The following is a 20403-nucleotide window of genomic DNA, read 5'->3' as shown; positions in this document are numbered from 1 at the left end:
GCTTAACATCAAAGAGAGGCTGAAATGGCACTGTTGATCCTGGGACTTCTGCTGTGGTGGGGCGGCCATCTGTTCAAACGGCTGGCGCCGGAGATGCGTGCCTCCATGGGCAATGGCGGGCGCGGCGTGGTGGCGCTGGTGCTGGTGGCGGGCGTTGCGCTGATGGTGATCGGCTACCGCTCTGCCGAAAGCTTCGATCTGGCGCTGGTTCCGCCTTATTTGAAGCACATCAACAATCTGCTGGTGCTGGTTGCGATCTATTTCATGAGCCCCGGCCCGCACAAGGGCGCGCTGTTCTACAAGATGCGGCACCCGATGCTGACGGGGTTTGGTCTGTGGGCGCTGGCGCATCTGCTGGTCAATTGGGATCCGGCGTCGTTCGTGCTGTTCGGCGGCCTGTGGGCCTGGTCCATCGCCGAGAAGATCGTGATCAACCGCGCGGAGCCTGACTGGCAGCCCGGCCCGAAGGGAACGATCGCCAAGGACGGGATGTTCCTTGCTGCTTCGATTGTCCTGATGGGGGTGATCGGCTACGTCCACGGCATCGTCGGCCCGGCGCCATTTGGCGGCTAGGCCCTAAGCCAGGATAGGAAACCATGAAGCTTTACCGATTTTTGTCCGAAGACGACACCTCTGCCTTCTGTCACAAGGTGACCGATGCGCTGAATAAGGGCTGGGAGCTGCACGGCAGCCCGACCCAGACCTTCGATCCCGTCAAGGGGATCATGCGCTGCGGCCAGGCGGTGGTGAAGGAAGCGGACGGAACCTACACCCCTGAGACCAAACTGGGAGAACACTGATGGCCAAGACCAATCCGGGCCGGTTTTTCGAAGACTACACCGTGGGCGAGGTGATCCGCCACGCGGTGCCCCGCACGGTGTCGGGCGGCGAACGGGCGCTGTACCACGCGCTCTACCCGGCGCGCCATGCGCTCTATTCTTCGGATGAATTTGCCCGGGCCTCTGGTCTGCCCTCAGCGCCGCTGGATGATCTGGCGGCCTTCCATGTGGTGTTCGGCAAGACGGTGCCGGACATCTCCCTCAATGCGCTGGCAAACCTCGGTTATGCCGAGGGGCGCTGGCTGCTGCCGGTCTATCCCGGCGACACGCTGCGCTCGGAGTCCGAGGTGATAGGCCTCAAGCAGAACTCCAACGGCAAGTCCGGCGTTGTCTATGTGCGCACCCGCGGGCTGAACCAGCGCGATGAATGCGTGATGGAATATGTGCGCTGGGTGATGGTGCGCAAACGCGACCTGGATGCGCCGGCGCCGGAAACCGTGATCCCCGAGCTGAACAAGGTGATCCCGGCGGATCAGCTGGTGATCCCTTCGGGGCTGGATTTCAGCAATTACGATTTCACCCTGGCCGGCGAGCCGCACCGCTGGGGCGACTATGAGGTGGGCGAGACCATCGACCATGTGGACGGCGTCACCATCGAGGAAGCCGAGCACATGATGGCGACCCGCCTTTGGCAGAACACCGCCAAGGTGCATTTCGACAATACTGCGCGGCCTGACGGCACCCGTCTGATCTATGGCGGCCATGTGATCTCGATGGCGCGGACATTGTCGTTCAATGGCCTCGCAAATGCGCAGATGATTGTCGGTCTGAATGGCGGCGCACACGCTAACCCCTGCCTGTCCGGGCTGACAGTGCGGGCCTGGTCCGAGGTGCTGGACAAGGCCGATACCGCGGCGCCTGGTGTCGGTGCGATCCGGCTGCGGCTGGTCGCGACCAAGGGCGGCGCACCATTTGCGCTGAAGGGCGAGGACGGCAAATACCTGCCCGATGTGCTGCTGGATCTGGATTACTGGGCTTTGATGCCGAAGTGACCGGGCTGGCGCGGTGGTCTTTTCGGGACCGTTGCTTACGCCCCACGCTCTCCCTGTCAGAAAGACGGGCCGGAGAAATTCCCGTCTTGCAATCCTGGGGCGCGCCGGTAAACCTGCCTGCGCTACTCAGGGTGGAAACTTTATGATTGACGAAGAAAAGTCCTCGGCCAGCTACGGGACAGCCGTCATTTTGTGCGGTCTGTTCGGTGTGATTGGCGTGCATCATTTCTACTTGCGGAATTACGTGCATGGAATGATTGACCTGGGGTTGTTCATTCTGTTTGTCGTTCTTCTGGCCGGCAACCAGCCCTTGCTGGGCTATCTGGTGCTGCTCGTTGATATCGTGCACTCAATAATCGTTTTTTATCTGTTGATTGCGGAAAGGGCCCGCGACGGATCGGGCCGTTTGGTCAAACTTAAATAGGGTTAAGAACAACATGGCAAATATGGATCATGCAGTTGCCGGCGACGTTAGCGAAAAGGGGTTCGTTCCCGCTGTGCTGCTCTGCTTCTTTCTGGGATCGCTGGGCGCGCACCGTTTCTATCTCGGCAAGATCGGCACCGGCATCCTCATGCTGATCACGCTTGGCGGCCTGGGGATCTGGACAATTATTGACTTTGTCCGCCTGATTATCGGCTCCATGGGCGACCGGGACGGTCTGCCGCTGCGCCGCTGAAACTTGTCTGCTGCGGCACTCAAGCCGCAGCAGATTTTGCGGCCTGAGTGCCGGTAAACTCCCCGCGCAAAAGTGATAGCCCTGAAAGCTGCAATCAGCTTAAGCTGGACGCATGCGGGTTTTGCAGCTTCTGGTTTTCTCCATGCTCTCCCTTTGGCCGCTGCGCGCAGCGGCCTGCGATCTGGCATTGGTGCTGGCGGTGGATGTCTCCGGCTCAGTTGATGCCGAGGAATACCGGATTCAGATGGACGGGCTGGCGGCGGGGTTGCGCGACGGCGTGGTCTCTGAGGCGCTGGTCAAGGCGCGTGCGCAGGTGCTGCTGCTGCAATGGTCGGGCGAGTCGCGTCAGGAAGTGACGCTGCCCTGGTCGGAGATCCGGACGTTTGGCGATGTCGAGGCGCTGGCGCAGGCAATTGAGCAGGCGCCGCGGCCCTGGCGCAATTACTCCACCGCGGTGGGGGAGGCTTTGTTTCTGGCGTTAGAGCAGTTTCCGGCAGTGGAGCACTGCAAGCGAAGGGTGATTGATGTCTCCGGTGACGGATTCTCCAACGAGGGGATCGAGCCGCGCGAAGTGCATGGCGCGCTTGCCGCGGCAGGGGTCACTGTGAATGCCATCGCCATCGAGCAGAGCGAGCCGGACCTGACGGCCTATTTCTTTGAAAATGTCATCCGCGGAGAGGGGGCCTTTGTGGTCTCTGCCGCGAGCTTTGCCGACTACCCGTCGCGCATCCGTAAGAAGCTGGTCAGAGAGGTGGCAAGACAGACCGCGGCACTGCCTGCAGGGACAGAGAGGGCGGTTGCGTCTTTGCAGTGATTTGCAGAAGGGGCCCTGATTCTGCAAAAAATTTTCAATCGGCAGATTTGTGATCACTAATTATTTGCTGTGATCACAAGCCGTGGCGTTTTAGCGCCAACAGGCCAGAAACCTGCCGTTTTTAACCGTTCCTTCGGGTGACACGCCGTAAAAATCGGCTAAAACGTCGTCAGCCAACCTGAAAAGGAGCCAACATGGCCGATGTCAATCGGGGCAACCGCCCGCTTTCGCCGCATTTGCAGGTCTACCGGCCGCAGCTGACCTCCGTGACTTCGATCCTGACACGGATCACCGGCAACGCGCTGATCGTCTCGGCGCTGCTGATCGCCTGGTGGTTCCTGGCCGCTGCAACCTCGCCAGAGTACTTCGCAATTGCCAACGGCCTGCTGACCAGCTGGTTCGGCGATCTGGTGATGGTGCTGTCGGCGCTGGGCCTGTGGTATCACACGCTGGCGGGCATCCGGCATCTGATCTGGGACAACGGCATGATGCTGGAACTGGAGCAGGCCGAGAAGCTGGGCTGGTTCGTGGTGATCGGCTCTGCCGTTCTGACTGTCCTTACCATTATCATCGTCTAAGCCCGGGAGGCACATGCAATGCGATATCTGACTGACCGCAAGCGCGCCGTTGGCATGGGCGCTGCAAAATCCGGAACGGAACATCACTGGTCGATGCAGGTGAGCTCAATTGCTCTCCTGATCCTGGTGCCGCTGTTTGTCTTCACCTTCGGCTCTGCGCTGGGCGGCACCTATGAAGAGATCACCGCCTATTACGCCCGCCCGTTCCCGGCGATCGTGGCGGCGCTGACCATGTGGGTTGGCATGATGCACTTTAAATCCGGCGCCCAGACCATGATCGAGGATTACGTCCACGGGCTGAAAGGCCGCCTGACGATCATCCTGGTCAACTGCCTGTCCTATGCCGTCGCCGCGACCAGCGCCTATGCGCTGATCCGCCTGGCCCTGTAACTCCCCGAGGTCTTTTTCAATGGCTGCTTACGAATACGAAACACATGAATATGACGTGGTCGTGGTTGGCGCCGGCGGGGCCGGTCTCCGCGCGACGCTGGGCATGGCGGAGCAGGGGCTGCGCACCGCCTGTGTAACCAAGGTGTTCCCGACCCGCTCCCACACCGTGGCGGCGCAGGGCGGTATTGCCGCGTCCCTGGGCAATATGGGCCCGGACAGCTGGCAGTGGCATATGTATGACACCGTCAAGGGCTCCGACTGGCTGGGCGACACCGACGCGATGGAATATCTGGCCCGCGAGGCCCCCAAGGCGGTTTACGAGCTGGAGCATTACGGCGTTCCGTTCTCGCGCACCGAGGAAGGCAAGATCTACCAGCGCCCCTTCGGCGGCCACACCACCGAGTTTGGCGAAGGCCCCGCGGTGCAGCGCACTTGTGCGGCGGCGGACCGGACCGGCCACGCCATCCTGCACACGCTCTATGGTCAGAGCCTCAAGAACAACGCCGAGTTCTACATCGAGTATTTCGCCATCGACCTGATCATGTCCGATGACGGGCAGTGCCAGGGCGTTGTCTGCTGGAAGCTCGATGATGGCACCATGCATGTCTTCAACGCCAAGATGGTGGTGCTGGCGACCGGCGGGTACGGCCGCGCTTATTTCTCTGCCACTTCGGCGCATACCTGCACCGGCGACGGTGGCGGCATGGTGGCGCGTGCGGGCCTGGCGCTGCAGGACATGGAATTCGTGCAGTTCCACCCGACCGGCATCTATGGCTCCGGCTGCCTGATCACCGAGGGCGCGCGGGGCGAGGGCGGTTACCTGACCAACTCCGAGGGCGAACGGTTCATGGAGCGCTATGCGCCCCAGTACAAGGACCTGGCGCCGCGCGACTATGTTTCGCGTTCGATGACCATGGAGATCCGCGAAGGCCGCGGCGTGGGCGCCGAGGGCGATCATATCCACCTGAACCTGAGCCACCTGCCGGCCGAGGCGCTGGCGGAGCGGCTGCCGGGCATTTCAGAGAGCGCCAAGATCTTTGCCGGCGTGGACGTGACCAAGGAGCCGATCCCGGTTCTGCCCACCGTGCATTACAACATGGGCGGTATTCCGACCAACTACTGGGGCGAGGTGCTCAACCCGACTGCAGACGATCCGACCGCCGTTGTGCCGGGCCTGATGGCCGTGGGCGAGGCGGGCTGCGCCTCGGTGCATGGCGCCAACCGGCTTGGATCCAACTCGCTGATCGACCTCGTGGTCTTTGGCCGTGCCTCCGCCATCCGTGCGGGCAAGGTGGTGGATGCAGACGCGGCGAACCCGGTGCTGAACCAGGCCTCCGTCGACAAGGCGTTCGACCGCTTCGACACCCTGCGCAACGCCAATGGCGGCATCCAGACCGCGGATCTGCGCCTGGAGATGCAGAAATGCATGCAGGCAGACGCGGCGGTGTTCCGTACCTCCAAGACCATGGCGGAAGGCGTCGAGAAGATGACCGCGATTGCGGCCAAGCTGGATGACCTGAAGGTGACCGACCGCTCGCTGGTCTGGAACTCCGACCTGATGGAGACGCTGGAGCTGACCAACCTGATGCCAAACGCGCTGGCCACAATCGTTGGCGCCGAGGCGCGCAAGGAAAGCCGCGGTGCCCACGCGCATGAGGACTTCACCACCCGCGACGACGAGAACTGGCGTGTCCACACTGTCTCCCGCGTGGAGGGCAACAAGGTTGACCTGTCCTACCGCCCGGTGGTGGTCGACCCGCTGACCACAGAAGACGAAGGCGGCATCAGCCTCAAGAAAATCGCGCCCAAGGCGCGGACGTTCTAAGGAGACAGACCATGGTTCAATTCAGCCTCCCGAAGAACTCCAAGATCACCACTGGCAAGACCTGGCCCAAGCCGGAAGGCGCCAGCAATGTGCGCAAGTTCAAGATCTACCGCTGGAACCCGGATGACGGGAAAAACCCGCAGGTCGACACCTATTTTGTCGATATGGACAGCTGCGGCCCGATGGTCCTGGACGCGCTGATCAAGATCAAGAACGAGATCGACCCGACCCTGACCTTCCGCCGCTCCTGCCGCGAGGGGATCTGCGGGTCCTGTGCGATGAACATCGACGGTATCAACACGCTGGCCTGTATCTACGGCATGGATGAGATCAAGGGCGATGTGGCGATCTACCCGCTGCCGCATATGCCGGTGGTCAAGGACCTGATCCCGGATCTCACGCATTTCTATGCCCAGCATGCCTCGATCATGCCGTGGCTGGAGACCAAGACCAACCGCCCGGCGAAAGAGTGGAAGCAGTCCATTGAGGACCGCAAGAAGCTCGATGGCCTGTATGAGTGCGTGATGTGCGCCAGCTGCTCGACCTCCTGCCCGAGCTACTGGTGGAACGGCGACCGCTACCTCGGCCCGGCAGCCCTGCTGCATGCCTACCGCTGGATCATCGACAGCCGGGACGAGGCCACGCCTGAGCGCCTGGACCAGCTGGAAGACCCGTTCAAGCTCTACCGTTGCCACACCATCATGAACTGCGCCAAGACCTGCCCCAAGGGCCTGAACCCGGCCAAGGCGATTGCGCATATCAAGAAGATGATGGTCGAGCGCACGGTCTGAACCGAATACTGGATAAACGCAACACACCCCGCTGCCGCAAGGCTCGCGGGGTGCTTTCTATTTAATGACAATTTCAAATAGGAGAAAAATTATGACGATTAAGGCTTTTGCCTTGCTTTTGGCCACAGGTTCCTTGACGGCCTGCGTGTCTTCCGGAGGGAACAGCAGTGTTAATTCAGAATGGAAAGCCCTGAACAGCAAGCGGCCGCAATGTGCAAAAGCTGCGGGTATCAGCGGACCTTATTCGGTTGCAACCGAGTACTCCGGAGGAACGGTTGTGCAGGTGTTTGAACCGGGACCGGGTGTAAGCGAAGCGCAGGCCGCGAAAGCGAATGCTTGCATGAAGACCTGATAGCCGTTTGGGCCGCAATCCCAAGGCAAAGTGCCGGAGTGTCGGCGAAGCTGCGCCACCCCGCGGCAGCGGAATTGAAACCCCCCGGTTTTCCTGCGAAACCGGGGGTGAGTTTTGACAGGCATAGGGTTTTGGGGCATGAGACTTCTTGGATGTGCCGCGGGCGCGCTTACCCTGCTGGCAGGCTGCATGACTGCAGCGGACAACGACCGGATCGGCGGCCAACTGGCGGCGACTGATGCTAGGATCCCCGGCTGCATTGAGGCTGCTGGGATCACCGGAGAGGTCCGGATCAGCACCGAGTTCCTAGGCCATGGCGCTGGCGCTACAGTGTTGCGCAATGTGCAGCCGGGGCCAAATGTGACAGCGGCGCAGGCGGCGCAGGCAACCTCCTGCATCAACAGCTGATCCAAACAGGTTGAGCGGCTTCGCCAGCCGCCCTAAGCTGCTGCAATGCAACCGCATATCTATGCCTTCCTCCTGGCTGGGCTGGCCGGTCTCGCAATGCCGCTGGGCGGCCTGCTGGCCTGGTGCGAGCACATCAGCAACCCGGTGCTGCGCGACCGGGTTCTGCACAGTATCGCAGCTTTTGGCGGCGGGGCGCTGGCGTCAGCTGTGGCACTGGTTCTGGTGCCGGAGGCGGCAGAGGTGCTGCCAGCCGTTTGGGCGGTAAGCCTGTTCGCTGCCGGAGGGTTGGTTTTCTACCTCACTGATACGGTGCTGCAGCGTCACGGCGGCAGCGGTGCCCTTCTGCTGGCGATGCTGCTTGACTACCTGCCTGAGGCGATGGCGCTGGGGGCAATGCTGGTGGCAGATGCGGCTACCGCCAAGCTGCTGGCGCTGATGATCTTCTTGCAGAACCTGCCTGAGGGCTTTGCTGCCTTCCGCGAGGTTTGGAGCGGTGATAGTCCGCCCTGGCATGTTCTGCTGCTGTTCCTTGGGCTGGCCGCTTTGGGGCCAGCCTGCGCGCTGGCGGGGCTGGTCTGGCTTGCACAGGCCCATTCGGTGTTGGGGGCGATCATGATCTTTGCCGCCGGCGGTATCCTGTACCTGCTGTTTCAGGATATCGCCCCCAAGGCGCACAGCAGCCGCAGCAGCGCACCTGCGATGGGGGCGGTTGCGGGATTTGCGCTGGGGCTGGCGGGGGATTTGCTGATCGGTTGAGAAGGGGCGGGGTGTTGGATTGCAGTAACTGCATGGCAAGCCTGCAAAAACATCCGGTGCGCCGGGTGGCGCCAGCGGGTAACTTACAAACCAAGGGAGGATGGTGCCGCAAGCAAGGAGACCGCCCGATGAAACCCGTTGAAACCCTGGAAGAGCAGCAAGCCAAGGCCGCCCGCGCCGCACTGGAGGCGCTGGAGCAGGCATTTGCCTATTACACTCCGGAAACGCCTGCGCCAGCGGCTCAGGAACCGCGTCCGGATCAGCTGTTCGAATATTGCCAGGCAGCCTGATCCGAGGCGCTCCGCAGTGTGGCGGTTTGCGTTTGAAGGGCTGGCTGGGCAGCGTTAGACAGGCCGCATGGTAATTGTTGTCCTGCTTGCTGTTGGTGTCTTCTGCTACTTCCTGTGGCGCCAGGGCGCCATGAAACTGACCCGCAACTGCCGCTGGCGCCAGGTGAAATCCCAAGGCCACTGGCGTTGCAACTATTGCGGGGCTGTTGAACCCGGTGATGCCGCCCCCCGAATTTGCCGCAACCCCCGTCGTCTGGGCTGAGACTGCTGGCCGGGATGATCCGTGAACGGGTTGCCTGTGCTATGGGCTTGCGCTGGGGCGGGGATGCGGTCTTGATGGGGCAAACGAACAGGAAGGTTTGCCCCCATGTCCAGCCCCCCCGCTGCCCCCGCCGACGCAGAGGCTCGACGCGCAGTCAAGCCGGTGATTTGCTACCCGAATGAGACCCTGCCATTGCCGGACCTGGAGCTCTACAGCCGGGCGCGGGATGGTGCAGTGAAGACCGCCGAGGTGCGGGTGCCGCCCCGCGATGCGGCCTGTTTCGAAGTGCCGGCCGGGCATTATTTCCGGATCACCTCAATCGAGGGGCCGCAGGTGGGCGATCTGAACCTCTGGAACAGGAGCGATCTGAGCGAGCGGTTCTATTCCGGCAAGACCCGCGCCCTTCATGGCACCCATATCACCACTGGAGAGCGGATGTGGACCAGCTTTCCGCATCTGCGTCCGATGGCAACCATCGTGGCGGACAGCTTGGGCTGGTACGGCTTGGATGAATTCGGCGGATCGGTGCATGACGTGATCGGCACCCGCTGTGATCCCTATACCGGCAACCTGCTGGCAGGCAGCCAGTACCACCACTGCTGCCACTCCAACCTGACCCGGGCACTGGCAGATCATCTGGGCGTTTCTCCGGCAGAGGCGGAGCCGCATGTGCATGATGTGCTGAATGTATTCATGTGCACGGGCTTCACCCGCGACACCGGCCAGTACTTCATGAAGGCAAGTCCGGTGCGGCCCGGCGATTATCTGGAGTTCTTTGCCGAGATCGACCTGTTGGGCAGCCTCAGCGCCTGCCCGGGCGGGGACTGTTCAGCAGAGCATTCCAGCGATTCCGCCGCCTGTTATCCGCTGCTGGTCGAGGTCTTTGCCCCGGCTGAGGGAGCGATGGGAAATTGGCAGAGCCCGCCGCCCAATGGGTACGACCGCAGCCACGGGCGCGGCTGAAACATCCGGATTGTGTATTTTCGGATGGGGTTGCTGAATTTCTGCGGGCTGGAACCTGCAGGAATCGGGAAATCCGTTGAGTTCAAAATGAAAAGGGCAGCAGGAAAACTGCTGCCCTTGGTTTTGCTGAAAAAATAGAATTACGTGGCGTCAGCTAAATGCTGCCTCCAGCGCTATTTCAACCATATCCCCAAAGCTTCGCTCCCGCTGGTCGGACGGCAGCGCCTCGCCGGTGCCAAGATGGTCAGACACGGTCAGCACCGCCAGCGCGCGGCAGCCGTGGCGGGCAGCCAGCGTGTAGAGTTCCGCCGCTTCCATCTCGACGCCCAGGATTCCATGGCGCACCATCTGCTCGTTCAGGTCCGGGCGTTCGTCATAAAACACGTCTGAAGAGTAGATGCCGCCGATATGAGTGGCTGAGCCGCGTTTGGATGCGGCTTGGGCCGCCGCCTGCAGCAGGCCCCAATCAGCGCAGGGGGCATAGTTCAGTTCGCGGAAAATACCGCTGGAAGGGCTGTTCACGGTACTGGCGGTCATTGCCAGGATTAAGTCGCGCACTTTCACCTTGTCCTGCATTCCGCCGCAGGAACCAATACGGATCAATGTCTTCGCACCGTAGTCGCGGATCAGCTCATTGGCGTAGATCGACAGCGAGGGCATGCCCATGCCGCTGCCCTGGATGGTGACGCGATGGCCGTTCCAGGTGCCGGTATAGCCCAGCATCCCGCGCACTTCGTTGACCAGTTTGGCGTCCTGCAAAAAGGTTTCGGCGGCCCATTTCGCGCGATAGGGGTCGCCGGGCATCAGCACGGTTTCGGCTATTTCGCCGGGCGCGGCGCCGATATGAATGGTCATGGTTTCGCTCCGCTTGAGGCTCAGATTTCCAGGTCGGAAATATCCATGCCCGCAGTCAGCGCGGCATGCACCCAATGCGGCTTACGGCCACGGCCGGTCCAGGTTTCCTCGGGGTTGCTGGGGTTGCGGTATTTTGGCGCCGCCTTGGTCTTCTTGGCGCCCTGGCGTGACGCATTGGCGATTTCATCCAGCGAAAATCCGTATTTGGCGGCGGCTTCTTCGGCGGCTTTCAGGGCTTCCTGACGCTCGCGCAGTTCTGCCTCTTGCAATGCCTTTTCAACGTCGCTTTGCAGCTGGAGAAGTTCTTTTCTGCTCATTGCCGAAAGGTCGAAGGTCATTTTGAACTCCATATAAAAATGACATACCGGAAAATCCGGTATGTCATTCCTTATGACCCAATTGCCAGACGCGTTTCAGCATCTTTTTCGGGTATTTGCAGGAATTCGCCTGTTATAGGCTAATTCGCTGCAATTTGCGGTGGCTTTGCCAGGTCGACAATGTCGCTCATGATTGAATTAAGCTCGAAATCCTTGGGGGTGTAGACACGGGCCACACCCATCAATTTCAGTTTTTGAGCGTCTTCGTCAGGGATGATGCCGCCGACCACCACAGGAATGTGCTCCAGCCCGGCATCGCGCATGCGCTGCATCATTTCCTCTACCAGCGGCAGGTGGCTGCCCGACAGGATCGACAGGCCAACAACATGTGCGTCGTCCTTCTGTGCTGCTTCTACCAGCTCAGCCGGGGTCATGCGGATCCCGTCATAGGTGATGTCCATGCCGCAATCCCGGGCGCGGAAGGCGATCTGTTCGGCGCCGTTGGAGTGGCCGTCCAGACCCGGCTTGCCGACAACGAACTTGATCCGGCGGCCCAGCACGTCGCTGACAGCGTTGACCGCATCGCGCAGGTCATCCAGCCCTTCTGTCTTGTTGGAGACAGAGGCGGACACGCCCGTCGGGCCGCGGTAAGTGCCGTAGACCTTGCGCATCTCTTCGGCCCATTCACCGGTTGTGACACCGGCCTTTGCCGCGGCAATCGACGGTTCCATGACGTTGGTGCCGCTTTGCGCTGCAGCACGCAGGGCTGCCAGTGCCTTTTCCACTGCGGCAGCGTCACGTTCGCCGCGCCAGGCGTTCAGCCGTGCGATCTGTTCCTGCTCAACTGCAGGATCAACAACCATGATGCCGCCGTCCTCGGTCTGGAGCGGCGAAGGCTCGCCCTCGGTCCATTTGTTGACGCCTACTACAACGGTTTCATTGCGTTCGATCCGGTTCAGGCGTTCGGCATTGGAGTCGACCAGACGGCCCTTCATATATTCAATCGACGCCACCGCGCCGCCCATGGATTCCAGGTTGACAAGCTCGGCGCGCGCGCCTTCCTTCAGCTCCTCCACCTTGGCGTCGACTGCAGGGTTGCCATCGAACAGGTCGCCGTACTCCAGCAAATCGGTCTCATAGGCCAGGATCTGCTGCATCCGCATCGACCATTGCTGGTCCCAAGGGCGGGGCAGGCCAAGTGCCTCGTTCCAGGCAGGCAGCTGCACCGCGCGGGCGCGGGCCTTCTTGGACAGCGTCACCGCCAGCATCTCGATCAGGATGCGGTAGACGTTGTTTTCCGGCTGCTGTTCGGTCAGCCCAAGCGAGTTCACCTGCACGCCATAGCGGAAGCGGCGGAACTTGGGGTCGGCAACGCCATAGCGTTTTTCGCAGATCTCGTCCCACAGATCGACAAAGGCGCGCATCTTGCACATCTCGGTGACGAACCGGATGCCCGCATTCACAAAGAAGGAGATGCGGCCCACCATCGCCGGGAAGTCCTCCGGCGCAATGCGCGGCTTCAGCTCATCCAGCACCGCCTGGGCGGTGGCCAGGGCAAAGGCCAGCTCCTGTTCCGGCGTCGCGCCGGCCTCTTGCAGGTGGTAGGAACAGATGTTCATCGGGTTCCACTTGGGCACGTTAGTGTAGCAGTACTCCGCCACATCCGCGATCATCTTGAGGCTGGGTTTGGGCGGGCAGACATAGGTGCCGCGGCTGAGGTATTCCTTGATCAGGTCGTTCTGCACAGTGCCCTGCAGTTTCGAGACATCCGCGCCCTGTTCCTCAGCCACCGCAATGTACAGCGCCAGCAGCCAGGGGGCGGTGGCGTTGATGGTCATCGAGGTGTTCATCTGCTCCAGCGGGATCTCGTTGAACAGGGTCCGCATGTCACCCAGGTGGCAGACAGGCACGCCAACCTTGCCGACTTCGCCGCGGGCCAGCACATGGTCGCTGTCATAGCCGGTCTGGGTCGGCAGGTCGAAGGCGACCGAGAGGCCGGTCTGCCCCTTGGCCAGGTTGGCGCGGTAAAGCGCGTTGGATGCCGATGCCGTGGAATGGCCGGCATAGGTGCGGATCAGCCAGGGGCGGTCTTTTTGCATCTGCGGCATGTCGGGCCTCGCGAGTCAGTGTGCAGGTAATTTTATTTCGTCAAACAGATGTAAACTGCAATTTTAAACCCATGTCAATTCGCTGCGTTGCGGCAATTCCTCTCCCGTAGCAGGAAACCGGAATGGCTTCGCGCTTGTAAAGGCTGCTGCCATGGGCAACTGTTCAATCATGACGCAAACCGTGGAACTGCCGCTGTGGCTCTTTGTGCTGATCGTGGGTTTTGCCGCGGTGACCTTTGCGTCGCATTTCCTGTTCCCCTCTGTGCGCTGGTTCTTCCGGCGGCGTCTGGAACGGGCGGTGGCCCGGCTGAACAAACGGCTGGAACGCCCGATTGAGCCCTTCAAGCTGGCGCGGCGCCACGACATGATCCAGCGGCTGATCCACGACCCTCAGGTGGCGCAGGCCGCGGCGGATCATGCTGAGGCTGAGGGCATCCCGGAAAACGTGGCGTTTGAGCAGGTGCGCCGCTATGCGCGGGAAATCGTGCCGGGGTTTTCCGCTTTTGCCTATTTCGGTCTCGCGATCCGGGCGGCGCGGTTCCTGTCCAACGCAGTCTACCGCGTGCGGCTGGGCCATCAGGACGAGGAGGCGCTGCGCGCGATTGACCCTAATGCCACCGTGGTCTTTGTGATGAACCACCGCTCCAACATGGACTACGTGCTGGTTACCTATCTGGCCGCCGACCGCTCGGCGCTGTCATATGCGGTGGGGGAGTGGGCGCGGGTCTGGCCGCTCAGCCGGCTGATCCGGGCAATGGGCGCCTATTTCATCCGCCGCCGCTCGCGCAATGACCTCTACCGCAAGGTTCTGGCGGCCTATGTGCGTCTTGCCACCCGCGGCGGCTCCACCCAGGCTATGTTTCCGGAAGGCGGCCTTAGCCTTGATGGTGCCCTGGCCCAGCCCAGGCTGGGGCTGCTGAAATACATCGTTGAAGGCTACGATCCGGACCACCGCGACGTGGTCTTTGTGCCGGTGGCGCTGAACTATGACCGGGTGCTGGAGGACAAGATCCTGACCTCTGCAGCCAAGGCGGGCGACCGGCGGTTCAAGGCCCGGATCGGGCTGGTCGCATTGCGGCTCTTGCGGCAGTTGTGGCTGTGGATGACCGGCCGCTACCGCCGCGCAGGCTATGCGGCGGTGAATTTCGGCCGTCCTCTCAGCCTCGCCGGGTTCGGCGCCGGGCGCGAGGGCGACATTACCAAACCGCTGGCGAGGGAACTGATGCAGCGGATCAGCGGCATTGTTCCTGTTCTGCCGGTGCCGATGATTTCTGCCATCCTGCTGCGGCACGGGCCGCTCAGCCGGGCGGCGATTGAGCACCGGCTGGAAGATCTGGTTGCCGCAATGCCGCTGGCGCATGTCCATATACCGCGGGACAATCTGTCCTATGCCGCTGAGGCGGGTCTGACCCAGCTGTTGCGGCGCGGGCTTGTTACCGAAGCGGGCGGACGGGTTGCACCTCTGGCTGTCCGCCAGGATCTGCTGGAGTTTTACGCCAACTCGATCCGTCATCTGCTGCCTGAGGACAGCGGTTTGCCCGGCAGAAGCAGTGATTTTTCTGCACCCGCAAAAGGTGATGCTGCATCCGCTGGGTCATAAAATTACCCAAACAGCGCAAAAGTGGTTGCAATATTACCTCCCCGATCCTATCCATCAGGTAACCGCTGCGATTCTGCACCGCGGCAAAGAACAGGATGCAAAGGAGGCTATCATGGCATTGGATACCCAGACTGACGTCATGTCGTACGAGGCGCCCGAGAAAGATCTCTATGAACTGGGGGAAATTCCTCCGATGGGCTTTGTGCCCAAGAAGATGTACGCATGGGCCATCCGCAAGGAGCGCCATGGCGAGCCGAACACCGCGATGGTGCAGGAAGTGGTCGATGTGCCGGAACTGGACAGCAACGAGGTGCTGGTTCTGGTGATGGCGGCTGGCGTCAACTACAACGGCGTCTGGGCCTCGCTGGGCAAGCCGATCTCGCCGTTTGACGGCCACAAGGCTCCCTATCACATTGCCGGCTCTGATGCCTCGGGTATCGTCTGGGCCGTCGGCTCCAAGGTCACCCGCTGGAAAGTCGGCGACGAGGTTGTCATCCACTGCAACCAGGACGACGGCGACGACGAGGAATGCAACGGCGGCGACCCGATGTACTCTCCCAGTCAGCGGATCTGGGGCTATGAGACGCCGGACGGATCCTTCGCTCAGTTCACCAATGTGCAGGCCCAGCAGCTGATGCCGCGCCCCAAGCACCTGACCTGGGAGGAAAGCGCCTGCTATACGCTGACCCTGGCCACCGCCTACCGGATGCTGTTCGGCCATGAGCCGCACGATCTGAAGCCGGGCCAGAACGTGCTGGTCTGGGGTGCTTCGGGCGGTCTCGGCTCCTATGCGATCCAGCTGATCAATACCGCCGGCGCCAACGCCATCGGCGTGATCTCGGACGAGAGCAAGCGCGACTTTGTCATGGGGCTGGGCGCCAAGGGCGTTCTGAACCGCAAGGATTTCAACTGCTGGGGCCAGCTGCCCACCGTAAACACCCCGGAATACGCCGAGTGGTTTAAAGAGGCCCGCAAATTCGGCAAGGCGATCTGGGACATCACCGGCAAGGGTGTGAACGTTGATATGGTGTTCGAGCACCCGGGCGAAAGCACCTTCCCGGTCTCCACCTTTGTGGTGAAGAAGGGCGGCATGGTCGTGATCTGCGCCGGCACCACCGGCTACAACCTGACCTTCGACGTGCGCTACATGTGGATGCACCAGAAGCGCCTGCAGGGCTCGCACTTTGCCCACCTCAAGCAGGCCGCGGCTGCCAACAAACTGATGGTCGAGCGCCGTCTGGACCCCTGCATGTCGGAAGTGTTCACCTGGAATGACCTGCCGGAAGCGCACATGAAGATGCTGCGCAACGAGCATCTGCCGGGCAACATGTCGGTGCTGGTGCAAGCGCCGAAAACCGGCCTGCGCACCCTGCAGGATGTGCTCGACGCCTGAGGGCGGACTGGTTCATAAGGGTGATGAAAACTGTGTTTCCCGCGAATCGCATCTGCGTTTCGCGGGAAATTCTATTTTTAATTTGATCTTTTCAGATGTTTAGCCGCTGGTTGCTCACGGGAGATATAGGTGGCTGTGCCGAAAAAGGTATGTAGGATAAACCATAGGTGGCATAAGGTTGTCCCAGGACACCTATGAACGGCGCCAGACCGCCAATTTTGGGAACAAAGTCAGAAATGCCGTTGACTGCGGTAAGTTAGCCGCTGCAAAGAAATAGGCCGGAGTTATATTCCTTGCCTGAAGCGGAGGCGGCGGCATTCAAACCTAACTTCGGTGGATTTGGGCGGAAATTGATGGCAGGCAAAGCAGAACTTGACCGTATTCTGGAGGCGCTGGACGCCACTGGCAGCCTCGATGGCCTGCAGCAGATCATTGAGCAGGTCTGTACTGTGTTCGGTGTTGATCACGCCATGTACCACTGGGTCGACAGCGCCGGCGACCACTATTACTTCGGCACCTATCCGCAAACCTGGGTCGAGCGGTATCAGGAAAAGGCCTATGTCCGTGTCGATCCGGTTGTGGCCGGCTGCTATCAGCGGTTTCATCCTGTCGACTGGAAGCGGCTGGACTGGTCGCCGAAACCGGCGCGGGAGTTTCTGAAGGATGCGCTGGAGCATGGTGTCGGCAACCAGGGGTATTCTATCCCGGTTCGCGGTCCTAACGGTCAGTTTGCAGTTTTCACTGTCAGCCACAACTGCGACGACGAGACCTGGGAGAAGCTGACCGAGCGCTACAGCCGCGACATGATCCTGATGGCGCATTATTTCAACCGCAAGGCGCTGGAATTCGAACCCGACCGCAGCCCGGATCAGGCCCAGCCACTGTCGCCGCGCGAAGTGGATGCGCTGACCTTGCTGGCGATCGGATACAGCCGGGCGCAGGTGGCGAAGACCTTGTCGATTTCCGAGCATACGCTGCGCGTCTATATCGAAAGCGCGCGGTTCAAGCTGGGGGCAATCAACACGACCCATGCAATTGCCCGTGCCATGTCGCTTGGATTTATTGTGATTTAACGGCGGGTTGCGAAGGCTACCGCAAATACACTCTGAGATTGCCGGTTCTGGCCGTACCCTGTTCCCACTGTTCAACCAGAAGGGGACTAAATCATGCTTCGCTTTATCTACGGCCGCGATCTTCACAACCACGCTTTCCTGGCGCACTCGATGTTCCGGGACCGGGCGGACCAGTTCAAGACCCGGCTGGGCTGGGACGTGCAGGTCGATTTGCACGGTGAGGAGCGGGATCAGTATGACGCGCTCGACCCGCTGTATGTGATCTGGGAAATGCCCGATGGAAGCCATGGCGGCTCCATGCGGTTCCTGCCGACCACCGGACCGGTGATGGTCAATGACGTGTTTCTGGATCTGGCGGGCGGGGTGCCGATCTGCAGCCCGCTGATCTGGGAATGCACCCGGTTCTGCCTGTCGCGCGATGCAGGCAGCAACGTGGCAGGCGCGCTGACACTGGGCGGGGTTGAGATCATGCGAAACTTCTCAGTGGCGCATTTCGCCGGCGTCTTCGACCGCCGCATGGTCCGGATCTACCGCAGCCTGGGTTTCAGCCCGGAGGTGATCGGCACCCAGGGTGAAGGGCGGAACCGCATCTGCCTGGGCCTGTGGGAATACGCGCCTGAAGTCTACTTGAACGTGGCCGCCAAGGCGGGCATCGCGCCGGAGCTTTCGCAGCTCTGGTTCGACCGTTCCTTTGGCGGGGCAACACCCGTGATGCCCTTGGCGCTTACAGCCTGACAGATGTGAAAACCGGGGCCGGTACCTCTGGCGGACCCGGCCCCGCGGCTGTAGGGTCGCGCCATGACAGCTCTGCCCGTACAGTTTTCTGATGATCAGGCCACCGCTTATGACAGCGTGACCGAGCTCCTGCGCCAGGCAGGAGTGGACCTTGATGACGGGCTCTTGCATCCGCCCCGCGGCGACGCCGGGGTGATGGCGGTGATCGGCAAGGCGGGCTCTGGCAAGACGCTGCTGCTGGCGGAGCTTTACAAGGCGCTGGAGCAATCAGGTGTCGAGGTTGTCTCTGGCGACTACGAGAGCCGCAAGAAGGGCGAAGACCGCCGCACCCTGGCGATCCTGGCGCCGACCAACAAGGCCGCCAGCGTGCTGCGCCTGCGCGGGGTGCCTGCGACCACAATTCACCGCATTCTCTATACCCCTGTCTATGATCCGGAGTTTGAGAAGATCGCCGAATGGCTGGCGGGGCAGGGCGACCAGCCCGAAATCGAAGGGCTGACAGAGGAGGCTTTGGCCCGCGCTGCGGCTTTTTATGAAAAGAACAAATCAATCCCCGGGGCACTGGCCGCAGCAGGCTTGCGCGGCTCTGACTTCATCACTGGCTGGAAACGGCGCGAGGAGCCCTTGGACATCGGTTTTGTCGATGAGGCCTCGATGCTGGATGACCGCCAGTTCGAAGACCTGAAGGAGATCTTCCCGAACCTTGTCCTGTTCGGCGATCCGGCGCAGCTGGCGCCGGTGAACCAGTCGGGGTCGATGGTGTTTGACGCGCTGCCGGAGCCGCGCCGGCTGATCCTGAACCGGATCCACCGGCAGGAGGCCGGCAACCCGATTCTGGATCTGGCGCACGCGCTGGCCGACCCGCAGCTGGGGTTCGAGGATTTCGAGCGGATGATCGAGGACACCGCGCGCCGCGACGACCGGGTGGTCTGGGGGCAGCGGGTAGAGGTCGACCTGATGGCCCGCTCGCCAGTGCTGGTCTGGCGCAACAATACCCGCATCCGCCTGATCAACGCTTTCCGCAGCGTGCATGGCGCGCCGGAGGATGAGCTGATCGCCGGCGAACCGCTGATCTGCGACGGTATCGAATTGCCGGCGAAACACCGCAAGAAGCGTCTGGACCTGGAGGCCCGCGGGCTGATCAAAGGGGCGCAGGTGATCTACCTCGGCCCGGGCCGCAAGCCCGGGTTTTCGCGCCTGCATGTGATGGGGGCGGAGGATCCGCAGGTTTCGGCTGCCTCGATCGTGAAAATTGAGAAGCCGGATGAGGAAGAGCCCTTCATTCCGTTTGCCGCCCGCATGGGGGCCACGTTTCTGCATGGGGCGGCAGTGACTATTCACAAGGCGCAAGGCTCGCAGTGGGAAACTGCGCAGGTCTTTGCGCCCGATATCTATGCTGCCGCCCGCATGGGGCGGGTGGAGGCGGGCCAGCCATTGTGGAAACGGCTGGCCTATGTGGCGATCACCCGGGCGCAGGTGCGTCTGATATGGGTGGTCAGGAACCGCCTGGCCAAGCCCACCGGTCCCCTGCCGGTGGATGACTTGAAGGCGGTGCCTGCCGCGGCGCTGACACTGGAAGCACAGGAGGAAACCCCGGCATGAGCAAGTCAATCCTGATCACTGGCGCCAGCTCCGGTATCGGACGGGCGGTTGCGGAACTGTTTCTGGCGGAGGACTGGCAGGTCGGGCTGGCCGCGCGCCGGGCTGAAAAGCTTGAAGAGGCGGCGGCGGGTCATGCCAATGCCCATGTCCTGCCCGCCGATGTAACTGATCCTGCGGCGGTGGACCATGCGGTGAACAGCTTTGCCATGGCGGCAGGACGGCTGGACGTTCTGTTCAACAATGCGGGCATCTTCACCCCGCCCGGCACCATTGACGAGATCCCTCTGAAGGACTGGTTCGCGTCGGTGAACGTGAACCTGACAGGCATGTACCTGGCGGCTCGTGCGGCTTTCCGCCAGATGCGCCATCAGGCGCCGCAGGGCGGCCGGATCATCAACAACGGATCCATCGCCGCACATGTGCCGCGGCCGCATTCGGCGCCTTATGCCGCAACCAAGGCGGCCATTACCGGGCTTACCAAGAGCCTGTCGCTGGACGGCCGCCCATTTGACATCGCCTGCGGCCAGATCGACATCGGCAATACCCGGACCCCAATGGTGGAGGACCTGAGCCGGCGGCACGCCGAGGCGAATCCCGAAGCTGAGCCAATGCAGAGCTTTGCGGTTGAGGATGCAGCGAAGTCAGTGCTCCACATGGCCAATCTGCCGCTGGAGGCCAATGTGCAGTTCATGACGGTGATGGCCACCAAGATGCCCTATATCGGCCGCGGCTGAGCACTCCCGCCCGTCGCCGGCGCATCTGAGATGCACCGCTCCCGTTGGG

The 20403-nt window shown here is 61.6% G+C and carries 25 protein-coding genes; 22 read left to right on the top strand and 3 right to left on the bottom strand.

Going from position 1 to position 20403, the window contains the following annotated elements:
• Positions 1 to 24 precede the first annotated feature (24 nt).
• The 16 genes from N6L27_RS10350 to N6L27_RS10275 all read left to right on the top strand — a co-directional run bounded on the left by N6L27_RS10350 (position 25) and on the right by N6L27_RS10275 (position 9937).
• Complete coding sequence (locus N6L27_RS10350; protein ID WP_271907174.1) at positions 25 to 573, top strand: NnrU family protein; 549 nt, start codon at positions 25 to 27, stop codon at positions 571 to 573.
• Between the two features lie 23 nt (positions 574 to 596).
• Positions 597 to 800: a DUF1737 domain-containing protein gene (locus N6L27_RS10345; RefSeq protein ID WP_024088976.1), complete on the top strand. Its 204-nt coding sequence runs from the start codon at positions 597 to 599 to the stop codon at positions 798 to 800.
• Entirely contained in the window at positions 800 to 1831 is a 1032-nt protein-coding gene (locus tag N6L27_RS10340; RefSeq protein ID WP_271907173.1) for a MaoC family dehydratase, read from the top strand. The genes N6L27_RS10345 and N6L27_RS10340 overlap by 1 nt, the downstream gene beginning before the upstream one ends.
• Before the next feature lie 142 nt (positions 1832 to 1973).
• Positions 1974 to 2255: an NINE protein gene (locus N6L27_RS10335; protein WP_271907172.1), complete on the top strand. Its 282-nt coding sequence runs from the start codon at positions 1974 to 1976 to the stop codon at positions 2253 to 2255.
• A 13-nt stretch (positions 2256 to 2268) separates the two neighbouring features.
• Positions 2269 to 2508 carry a TM2 domain-containing protein gene (locus N6L27_RS10330; protein WP_206540425.1) on the top strand — a complete coding sequence of 80 codons (240 nt, stop codon included), beginning with the start codon at positions 2269 to 2271 and terminating at the stop codon, positions 2506 to 2508.
• Positions 2509 to 2620: 112 nt separating this feature from the next.
• The gene (locus N6L27_RS10325; RefSeq protein ID WP_271907171.1) at positions 2621 to 3322 is read left to right on the top strand and encodes a DUF1194 domain-containing protein; all 702 of its coding nucleotides are present in this window, start codon (positions 2621 to 2623) and stop codon (positions 3320 to 3322) included.
• Positions 3323 to 3516: 194 nt separating this feature from the next.
• The gene (gene sdhC, locus N6L27_RS10320; RefSeq protein WP_271907170.1) at positions 3517 to 3900 is read left to right on the top strand and encodes a succinate dehydrogenase, cytochrome b556 subunit; all 384 of its coding nucleotides are present in this window, start codon (positions 3517 to 3519) and stop codon (positions 3898 to 3900) included.
• A gap of 18 nt (positions 3901 to 3918) precedes the next feature.
• Complete coding sequence (gene sdhD / locus N6L27_RS10315) at positions 3919 to 4290, top strand: succinate dehydrogenase, hydrophobic membrane anchor protein (RefSeq protein ID WP_271907169.1); 372 nt, start codon at positions 3919 to 3921, stop codon at positions 4288 to 4290.
• Positions 4291 to 4309: 19 nt separating this feature from the next.
• Positions 4310 to 6115 (top strand): succinate dehydrogenase flavoprotein subunit, encoded by a 1806-nt coding sequence (gene sdhA / locus N6L27_RS10310; protein WP_271907168.1) that lies wholly within the window; start codon positions 4310 to 4312, stop codon positions 6113 to 6115.
• 11 nt (positions 6116 to 6126) lie between these two features.
• Positions 6127 to 6906 carry a succinate dehydrogenase iron-sulfur subunit gene (locus N6L27_RS10305; protein WP_039174849.1) on the top strand — a complete coding sequence of 260 codons (780 nt, stop codon included), beginning with the start codon at positions 6127 to 6129 and terminating at the stop codon, positions 6904 to 6906.
• Positions 6907 to 6997: 91 nt separating this feature from the next.
• Positions 6998 to 7258 carry a hypothetical protein gene (locus tag N6L27_RS10300; protein ID WP_271907167.1) on the top strand — a complete coding sequence of 87 codons (261 nt, stop codon included), beginning with the start codon at positions 6998 to 7000 and terminating at the stop codon, positions 7256 to 7258.
• Between the two features lie 138 nt (positions 7259 to 7396).
• Complete coding sequence (locus N6L27_RS10295; protein WP_271907166.1) at positions 7397 to 7666, top strand: hypothetical protein; 270 nt, start codon at positions 7397 to 7399, stop codon at positions 7664 to 7666.
• Between the two features lie 45 nt (positions 7667 to 7711).
• Positions 7712 to 8422 (top strand): ZIP family metal transporter, encoded by a 711-nt coding sequence (locus N6L27_RS10290; protein ID WP_271907165.1) that lies wholly within the window; start codon positions 7712 to 7714, stop codon positions 8420 to 8422.
• A 128-nt stretch (positions 8423 to 8550) separates the two neighbouring features.
• Positions 8551 to 8712, top strand: coding sequence for a hypothetical protein (locus N6L27_RS10285; RefSeq protein ID WP_271907164.1), 162 nt, complete (start codon positions 8551 to 8553; stop codon positions 8710 to 8712).
• A 67-nt stretch (positions 8713 to 8779) separates the two neighbouring features.
• Positions 8780 to 8974, top strand: coding sequence for a hypothetical protein (locus N6L27_RS10280; RefSeq protein ID WP_271907163.1), 195 nt, complete (start codon positions 8780 to 8782; stop codon positions 8972 to 8974).
• A gap of 105 nt (positions 8975 to 9079) precedes the next feature.
• Positions 9080 to 9937 carry an urea carboxylase-associated family protein gene (locus tag N6L27_RS10275; protein WP_271907162.1) on the top strand — a complete coding sequence of 286 codons (858 nt, stop codon included), beginning with the start codon at positions 9080 to 9082 and terminating at the stop codon, positions 9935 to 9937.
• Between the two features lie 150 nt (positions 9938 to 10087).
• On the opposite strand, the gene deoD is transcribed toward N6L27_RS10275, so the two are convergent.
• From deoD to N6L27_RS10260, 3 genes are all read right to left on the bottom strand, one after another.
• The gene (gene deoD / locus N6L27_RS10270) at positions 10088 to 10792 is read right to left on the bottom strand and encodes a purine-nucleoside phosphorylase (RefSeq protein ID WP_271907161.1); all 705 of its coding nucleotides are present in this window, start codon (positions 10790 to 10792) and stop codon (positions 10088 to 10090) included.
• Between the two features lie 20 nt (positions 10793 to 10812).
• On the bottom strand, positions 10813 to 11130 hold the full coding sequence (locus N6L27_RS10265; protein ID WP_065266064.1) for an H-NS histone family protein: 318 nt from the start codon (positions 11128 to 11130) through the stop codon (positions 10813 to 10815).
• Between the two features lie 119 nt (positions 11131 to 11249).
• The gene (locus N6L27_RS10260; protein WP_271907160.1) at positions 11250 to 13217 is read right to left on the bottom strand and encodes a protein meaA; all 1968 of its coding nucleotides are present in this window, start codon (positions 13215 to 13217) and stop codon (positions 11250 to 11252) included.
• 169 nt (positions 13218 to 13386) lie between these two features.
• On the opposite strand from N6L27_RS10260, the gene N6L27_RS10255 reads away from it, so the two are divergent.
• The 6 genes from N6L27_RS10255 (at position 13387) to N6L27_RS10230 (ending at position 20354) form a co-directional block, all read left to right on the top strand.
• Positions 13387 to 14817, top strand: a complete 1431-nt coding sequence (locus tag N6L27_RS10255; protein WP_271907159.1) for a 1-acyl-sn-glycerol-3-phosphate acyltransferase — start codon at positions 13387 to 13389, stop codon at positions 14815 to 14817.
• A 112-nt stretch (positions 14818 to 14929) separates the two neighbouring features.
• Positions 14930 to 16210, top strand: coding sequence for a crotonyl-CoA carboxylase/reductase (gene ccrA, locus N6L27_RS10250; protein ID WP_271907158.1), 1281 nt, complete (start codon positions 14930 to 14932; stop codon positions 16208 to 16210).
• 353 nt (positions 16211 to 16563) lie between these two features.
• On the top strand, positions 16564 to 17283 hold the full coding sequence (locus N6L27_RS10245; protein ID WP_271907157.1) for a helix-turn-helix transcriptional regulator: 720 nt from the start codon (positions 16564 to 16566) through the stop codon (positions 17281 to 17283).
• Positions 17284 to 17376: 93 nt separating this feature from the next.
• Positions 17377 to 18018: an acyl-homoserine-lactone synthase gene (locus tag N6L27_RS10240; RefSeq protein WP_271907156.1), complete on the top strand. Its 642-nt coding sequence runs from the start codon at positions 17377 to 17379 to the stop codon at positions 18016 to 18018.
• A gap of 63 nt (positions 18019 to 18081) precedes the next feature.
• Positions 18082 to 19620 carry an ATP-dependent DNA helicase gene (locus tag N6L27_RS10235; protein WP_271907155.1) on the top strand — a complete coding sequence of 513 codons (1539 nt, stop codon included), beginning with the start codon at positions 18082 to 18084 and terminating at the stop codon, positions 19618 to 19620.
• Complete coding sequence (locus N6L27_RS10230; protein ID WP_271907154.1) at positions 19617 to 20354, top strand: SDR family oxidoreductase; 738 nt, start codon at positions 19617 to 19619, stop codon at positions 20352 to 20354. The genes N6L27_RS10235 and N6L27_RS10230 overlap by 4 nt, the downstream gene beginning before the upstream one ends.
• Positions 20355 to 20403: the final 49 nt, after the last annotated feature.

This window comes from Leisingera sp. SS27, from assembly GCF_028368855.1.
GTDB lineage: Bacteria > Pseudomonadota > Alphaproteobacteria > Rhodobacterales > Rhodobacteraceae > Leisingera.
This window is presented reverse-complemented; position numbering and strand designations above follow the sequence as displayed.